The 6,469-nt window shown below is 70.3% G+C and carries 7 protein-coding genes; 2 read left to right on the top strand and 5 right to left on the bottom strand.

Annotation, left to right across the window (positions count from 1 at the left end; translation table 11 throughout):
* The 4 genes from ABFC67_RS04385 to gcvPB all read right to left on the bottom strand — a co-directional run.
* Positions 1-725 (bottom strand): YgcG family protein (locus ABFC67_RS04385; protein WP_346736829.1); only part of this gene is annotated, 725 nt, incomplete at its 3' end.
* A 7-nt stretch (positions 726-732) separates the two neighbouring features.
* On the bottom strand, positions 733-1,350 hold the full coding sequence (locus ABFC67_RS04380; protein WP_346736828.1) for a LemA family protein: 618 nt from the start codon (positions 1,348-1,350) through the stop codon (positions 733-735).
* A gap of 128 nt (positions 1,351-1,478) precedes the next feature.
* The gene (locus tag ABFC67_RS04375) at positions 1,479-1,853 is read right to left on the bottom strand and encodes a diacylglycerol kinase (protein ID WP_346736827.1); all 375 of its coding nucleotides are present in this window, start codon (positions 1,851-1,853) and stop codon (positions 1,479-1,481) included.
* Between the two features lie 25 nt (positions 1,854-1,878).
* Positions 1,879-3,363 carry an aminomethyl-transferring glycine dehydrogenase subunit GcvPB gene (gene gcvPB / locus ABFC67_RS04370; protein ID WP_346736826.1) on the bottom strand — a complete coding sequence of 495 codons (1,485 nt, stop codon included), beginning with the start codon at positions 3,361-3,363 and terminating at the stop codon, positions 1,879-1,881.
* Positions 3,364-3,539: 176 nt separating this feature from the next.
* On the opposite strand from gcvPB, the gene ABFC67_RS04365 reads away from it, so the two are divergent.
* Both ABFC67_RS04365 and ABFC67_RS04360 read left to right on the top strand, forming a co-directional pair.
* Entirely contained in the window at positions 3,540-5,603 is a 2,064-nt protein-coding gene (locus tag ABFC67_RS04365) for a carbon starvation CstA family protein (protein WP_346736825.1), read from the top strand.
* A gap of 55 nt (positions 5,604-5,658) precedes the next feature.
* Positions 5,659-5,880: a YbdD/YjiX family protein gene (locus ABFC67_RS04360; protein WP_346736824.1), complete on the top strand. Its 222-nt coding sequence runs from the start codon at positions 5,659-5,661 to the stop codon at positions 5,878-5,880.
* Here the strand turns inward: ABFC67_RS04360 and ABFC67_RS04355 are convergent.
* Positions 5,850-6,467, bottom strand: coding sequence for a nitrous oxide reductase accessory protein NosL (locus ABFC67_RS04355; protein WP_346736823.1), 618 nt, complete (start codon positions 6,465-6,467; stop codon positions 5,850-5,852). The genes ABFC67_RS04360 and ABFC67_RS04355 overlap by 31 nt on opposite strands.
* Positions 6,468-6,469: the final 2 nt, after the last annotated feature.

The raw sequence follows: 6,469 nt of genomic DNA, 5'->3' as shown, positions 1-6,469 counted from the left end.
AGCAGGCCGATCGCGAGGCCGGCCAACGCGAAGCCCCAGCGCCCGCCGCTGAAGAACAGGCTGGCCGCGGCGTTCAGCAGGCCGGTGCCGAGCGCTCGTCCCGGCGCGCGCAGGCGCCGGAACGGCGCGCGCAGGATCGTCGCCAGCACGAACGCGAAGAACAGCAGCGGCAGCCAGCTGGCGCCGGGCTGCGCGGGTTCGCGCTCCTCCAGCGGCGGCGGCAGCGGCTCGCCGTCGATCAACTGGGTGAGCACGTTGACCGCGTCGCCGATGCCGCCGTAGTAGTCGCCCTGGCGGAAACGCGGCGTGATGTACTCGCGGATGATGCGGCTGGCGGCGGCGTCGGGAATCGCGCCTTCCAGGCCGTACGCCACTTCGATGCGCACGCGACGGTCGTCCTTGGCGACGATCAGCAGCACGCCGTCGTCGACGTTCTTGCGCCCCAGCTTCCACTGGTCGAACACGCGGACGGCGTAATCCTCGATCGTGTCCGGCTGCGTCGTCGGCACGATCAGCACGGCGAGCTGCGCGCCTTTGCGCTGCTCCAGCGCGGCGAGGCGCTGCTCCAGCTCCTGCGCCTGCTGCGCGGTCAGCGTGCCGGTGGTGTCGGTGACGCGCGCATGCAGCGGCGGGATCGCCGGCTCCTCCTGCGCGAACGCGTTGCCCGCCGCCGCCAGCAGTACGGCCGCGCCGAAGGCAAGCAACGAGCGCACGAGCGCGCGCATCGGAAGTTCAGCGCGACCGCGCTGGCGCCGGCTGCGGCTGCGAGAAATCGACGGTCGGCGCGGTCGAGATCGCCTTCTCGTTCTCCACCGTGAAGTTCGGCTTGACCTGGTAGCCGAACACCTTGGCGGTGATCACCGTCGGGAACTGGCGGATCAGCGCGTTGTAGTCCTGCACCGCCTTGACGTAGCGGTTGCGCGCCACGGCGATGCGGTTCTCGGTGCCCTCGAGTTGCGCCTGCAGGTTCTGGAACAGGCCGTCGGCCTTGAGGTTGGGATAGTTCTCGCTGACCGCCATCAGCCGCGTCAGCGCGCTGGACAGCTCGCCCTGCGCCTGCTGGAACGCGGCCAGCGCCCTCGGGTCATTGGCCAGCTCGGGCGTCATCTGGATGCTGCCGACCTTGGCGCGCGCGTTGGTGACCTCGGTCAGCACGCGCTCCTCGTGGCTGGCATAGCCCTTGACGGTGGCGACCAGGTTGGGTACCAGGTCGGCGCGGCGCTGGTACTGGTTCAGCACCTCGGACCAGGCGGCCTTGACCTGCTCGTCGGCGCGCTGGATGGCGTTGTAGCCGCAGCCGGACAGCAGCGCGACGAGGACGACGAGCAGCAGCGGACGTGCGATGCGCATGGCGGACCCTCTCGTGTCGGCGCGCCGATTGCAGCACGCGCGCGGGCCCGCCACAAGCGCCGTCGGCCTGGCCCACCGTTCGGTTGACGAAGTTGCGACGGTGGGCCAGGGCCCACCCCACAGCCGTCTTACGCGAGCAGGCGTCCGCCGAGGATCAGGCCCCAGGTCAGCAGCACCAGCAGCATCAGCAGGAACACCGCCGCCGAACCCATGTCCTTGGCGCGTCCGGCCAGTTCGTGGAACTCCGGGCTGACCTTGTCGACCACGGCCTCGACCGCGGAGTTGAGCAGCTCCGCGGACAGCACCAGCGTCGGCGTCAGCACCAGCAGGACCTTCTCGATCGGACCATGGCCCAGCCACAGCCCGAGCGGCATCAGCACGACGCACAGGTACAGCTCGAAGCGGAACGACGCCTCGTAGCGCCACGCCGCGCGCAGTCCTTTCAGCGACCAGATGAACGCGTTCCAGATCTGGCGCGGGCCGCGCGGCTCGATGCTGGCCATGGGCGCCCCCTCGCCCCGTGCGCGCTCAGGCCGCGCGCACGGCGTCGCCCGCCGCCGCGGGCTCGCGCCAGGCGACGTCGAGTTCCCGCGCCGCCTTGACGTCGTCGAGCCGGCGCACCGGCGTGGTGCGCGGCGCGTCCTTCATCGCCTGCGGGTCGCTGGCGGACAGCGCGAGCAGCCCGGCCATCACCTCGACGAACGCGTCCAGCGTTTCCTTGCTCTCGGTCTCGGTCGGCTCGATCAGCAGGCACTCCGGCACCAGCAGCGGGAAGTAGTTGGTCGGTGCGTGGATGCCGTGGTCCAGCAGCGCCTTGGAGAAGTCGAGCGCGGTGACGCCGCTCTGCTTCTTCTGCGGCGCCACGGTGACGATGAACTCGTGGCTGGCGCGGCGCTTCGGATAGGCCAGGGTGAAGCCCTTCTCCGCCATGCGCTTGGCCATGTAGTTGGCGTTCAAGGTGGCGTACTCGGCCACGCGCACCATGCCTTCGCGCCCGAGCATGCGCGCGTAGACGTAGGCGCGCAGCAGCACGCCGGCGTTGCCGGCGAAGCTGGTCAGGCGGCCGATCGACAGCGGGCGGTCCTTGCGGCGCACCCAGCCATAGCTGCCGTTCTCGCGCTTCTCCACCATCGGAATCGGCAGGAACGGCTTCAGGCGCTCGGACACGCCCACCGCGCCCGCACCCGGACCGCCGCCGCCGTGCGGCGTCGAGAAGGTCTTGTGCAGGTTCATGTGGATGGCGTCGAAGCCCATGTCGCCGGGCCGCACCTTGCCGAGGATGGCGTTGAGGTTGGCGCCGTCGTAATACAGCAGGCCGCCGGCGGCGTGCACCAGGCCGGCGATCTCCTTGATGTGGCGCTCGAACACGCCGATCGTCGAGGGGTTGGTCAGCATGATGCCGGCGGTCTTCGGCCCCAGCGCCTTCTTCAGCGCCTCGAGGTCGATGTCGCCGTCGTCCAGCGTCGGCACCTCGCGCACCGTGCAGCCGCACATCGAGGCGGTGGCCGGATTGGTGCCGTGCGCGGCGTCGGGCACGATGATCTCGGTGCGCGCCGTGTCGCCGCGATGGCGGTGGTAGGCCATGATCATCGCCACGCCGGCCAGCTCGCCCTGCGCGCCGGCCAGCGGCGCCAGCGACACGCCGCCCTTCATGCCGGTGACGTCGGCCAGCATGTCCTGCAGCTCGTGCATGCACGACAGGAAACCCTGGCTCAGCGATTCCGGCGCGTACGGATGGCGCGCCAGGAAGCCGTCCAGCATCGCCAGCGAATTGCAGGCGCGCGGGTTGTATTTCATCGTGCACGAACCGAGCGGATAGAAGTTCGTGTCGATCGAGAAGTTCTTCCGCGACAGGTTGGTGTAATGGCGCAGCGCCTGCAGCTCGGACACCTCGGGCAGGCCCAGCGCGCTCTTGCGGCGGAACTGTTCGGGAAGATCGGCGGGGACGGCGGTATCGGCGGGAAGCTGGGCGGCCGCGGTGCGGCCTGGCTGCGAAAGCTCGAAAATCAGCATGGCGGTGCCGGCAGGACGGGGCAAAAGGACGGCGTATGATGCCACAAGCGCGCCGCACCGGCGGCGCGGGGCGCCCGCCCGGGGCCGGCCCGATTCGACCAATGGCTATGCCCTCCGGCATTGACCCCCGCGCTCCGCGGGCGGAATCTTCCGCGGTCGATCCGGGGAGGACGGTCATGGGCAGCGTCGTCAGCAAGTTCGGCTGGGCCGCATTCGCAATCTTCGGGGCATTCTGCCTCGGCACCGTCGCGCTGCACCGCGGCGAAACCATCAACGCCACCTGGCTGGTGGCCGCGTCGATCGCGACCTTCGTGATCGGCTACCGCTTCTACAGCCGCTTCATCGCCGAGCGCGTGCTGCAGCTCGACACCACCCGCGCCACGCCTGCGCACCTGCGCAACGACGGCCTCGACTACGTGCCCACCGACAAGTGGGTGCTGTACGGCCACCACTTCGCCGCGATCGCCGGCGCCGGCCCGCTGGTCGGCCCGGTGCTGGCGGCGCAGATGGGCTACCTGCCCGGCACGCTGTGGATCCTGGTCGGCGTGGTGTTCGCCGGCGCGGTGCAGGACTTCATGATCCTCGGCCTGTCGATCCGCCGCGACGGCAAGTCGCTGGGCGACATGGTGCGCATGGAGATGGGCTCGGCCGCCGGCGTGGTGGCGATGATCGGCGTGCTGACGATCATGATGATCATCCTGGCGGTGCTGGCGCTGGTGGTGGTCAAGGCGCTGACGCACAGCCCGTGGGGCACGTTCACGGTGGCGATGACCATCCCGATCGCGCTGCTGATGGGCAGCTACCTGCGCTGGGTCCGCCCCGGCAAGGTGCTGGAAGTGTCGCTGATCGGCTTCGTGCTGCTGATGCTGTCGGTGTGGATCGGCGGCAAGGTCGCGGTCGACCCGTCGTGGGCGCCGCTGTTCGACTACGACGGCAAGTCGCTGGCGTGGATGCTGATCGCCTACGGCTTCTGCGCCTCGGTGCTGCCGGTGTGGTTCCTGCTGGCGCCGCGCGACTACCTCAGCACCTTCCTCAAGATCGGCACCATCCTGCTGCTGGCCGCGGCGATCTTCCTGGCCGCGCCGATGCTGCAGATGCCGGCGATCACCAGGTTCATCGACGGCAGCGGCCCGGTGTTCGCCGGCAACCTGTTCCCGTTCCTGTTCATCACCATCGCCTGCGGCGCGGTGTCCGGCTGGCATTCGCTGATCTCCTCCGGCACCACGCCGAAGATGCTCGCCAACGAGCGCGAGGCGCGCATGATCGGCTACGGCGGCATGCTGATGGAGGCGTTCGTCGCCATCATGGCGCTGGTTGCCGCCGGCATCCTGCAGCCGGGCGTGTATTTCGCCATGAACTCGCCGGCGGCGGCGATCGGCGGCACCGTGCAGGAAGCGGCGGCGACGATCAGCCAGTGGGGCTTCGTGGTCACGCCGGACATGCTGATGCAAACCGCGCACGACATCGGCGAGACCACCATCCTGCACCGCGCCGGCGGCGCGCCGACGCTGGCGGTCGGCATGGCGCAACTGCTGCACGGCATCCTGCCCGGCGAGGGCATGATGGCGTTCTGGTACCACTACGCGATCCTGTTCGAGGCGCTGTTCATCCTCACCACCGTGGATGCCGGCACCCGCGTCGGCCGCTTCATGATCCAGGAGCTGGCCGGGCTGGCGTATCCGCCGCTGAAGAAGACCGAATCGTGGAGCGCCAACCTGATCGCCACCGTGGTGTGCGTGGCGGCATGGGGCTACTTCCTCTACCAGGGCGTGGTCGACCCGTTCGGCGGCATCAACACGCTGTGGCCGCTGTTCGGCATCGCCAACCAGATGCTGGCGGCGATCGCGTTGACGCTGTGCTGCGTGATCGTGGTCAAGCTCAAGCGCGAGCGCTACCTGTGGGTGCCCGCGGTCCCGGCGCTGTGGCTGGTCGTGTGCACGCTCACCGCCGGCTGGCAGAAGCTGTTCCACGACGACGCCAAGATCAGCTTCCTCGCCAACGCGCGCAAGTTCGCCGCCGCGATCGCCGAGGGCAAGGTGCTGGCGCCGGCCAAGTCGCTGGAGGAGATGCAGCGCATCATCACCAACAACTACGTCGACGCGACCCTGACCGCGCTGTTCATGCTGCTGGTCGCGGCCACCGCCGTGTTCGGCGTGCGTACCATCCTCGCCGCGCGGCGCACCGCGCAGCCGACCGCGCACGAGGAACCCTACGTGGCGATGGCCACGGTGCAGTCGTGACCTGCCGGGCGCCGGAGGCGGACGCCTCCGGCGCCGGTACACGGGGCGGCGAATCATGAATCTCGACTCTGCCAGAACCCTGCTGCGGCGACACCTGCGCGAAGCGTGGCGCCGCGCCGTGCAGACGGGCCGCCTGATCGTCGGCGTGCCCGACTACGACACCTACGTCGAGCACATGCGCCGCGCCCATCCGGAGCGGGCAGTGATGAGCTACGAGGCGTTCTTCGCCGAGCGCCTCGAGGCGCGCTACCGCGGCGGCGGCGGGCGCTGCTGCTGATCCGCCCCCGCGACAGCGCCCGGCGGCGCAGGCCGGCAGGCGCGCGCCAGGCGCGCGGACGGCGACCCCGGCGCGGGGCAGGCGTAATCCAGTTGCGAGACCAGCGTCGGCGTGACGTCGCCGTAGCGCAGCACTTCGCCGCCGCGCGCGGCGACGAACGCCTCGGCGTCGGCGCGGCGCGCGAACGACGCCAGCGTCGGCCCCATGCCGCCGTGCAACGGCTGCCAGGCGACGTAGTACGCCGCGCGCGCGTCGGTGAAACCGGCAGCGGCGCCATCGGGATGCGCCCAGTCGATACGTGCCGCGTCCTGCACGTAGACGGCGCCGAGCTGGCCCGCCACGTCGTCCTGCAGCACGTAGGCGAAGAAGTCCCGCGTCGATTCGAATTTCAGCGGCTGCGCGGCGTCGCCCACGTAGGCCTCGGCGCGCGGTCCCGGGCTGCCGGCGATGTCCATGCCGCAGACCGCGCAGGCGTCGTCCGCGCCGATCGCCACCGGCGGCCGCGCGTCCTGCGTGGTGCCGGTGCCGCAGCCGGCGAGAGCCGCCGCCGCCAGCAGCCACAGCCATTGCGCACGCATCGCGGCCATGC

The sequence above is a fragment of the Mizugakiibacter sp. genome (assembly GCF_039680435.1).
Lineage (GTDB): Bacteria > Pseudomonadota > Gammaproteobacteria > Xanthomonadales > Rhodanobacteraceae > Mizugakiibacter.
This window is presented reverse-complemented; position numbering and strand designations above follow the sequence as displayed.

Bases quoted from the DNA above. Each gene is read 5' to 3' on its own strand.
- ABFC67_RS04380 (WP_346736828.1), bottom strand. From the start codon at position 1,350: ATGCGCATCGCACGTCCGCTGCTGCTCGTCGTCCTCGTCGCGCTGCTG.
- ABFC67_RS04375 (WP_346736827.1), bottom strand. From the start codon at position 1,853: ATGGCCAGCATCGAGCCGCGCGGCCCGCGCCAGATCTGGAACGCGTTC.
- gcvPB (WP_346736826.1), bottom strand. From the start codon at position 3,363: ATGCTGATTTTCGAGCTTTCGCAGCCAGGCCGCACCGCGGCCGCCCAG.
- ABFC67_RS04365 (WP_346736825.1), top strand. From the start codon at position 3,540: ATGGGCAGCGTCGTCAGCAAGTTCGGCTGGGCCGCATTCGCAATCTTC.
- ABFC67_RS04360 (WP_346736824.1), top strand. From the start codon at position 5,659: ATGAATCTCGACTCTGCCAGAACCCTGCTGCGGCGACACCTGCGCGAA.
- ABFC67_RS04355 (WP_346736823.1), bottom strand. From the start codon at position 6,467: ATGGCCGCGATGCGTGCGCAATGGCTGTGGCTGCTGGCGGCGGCGGCT.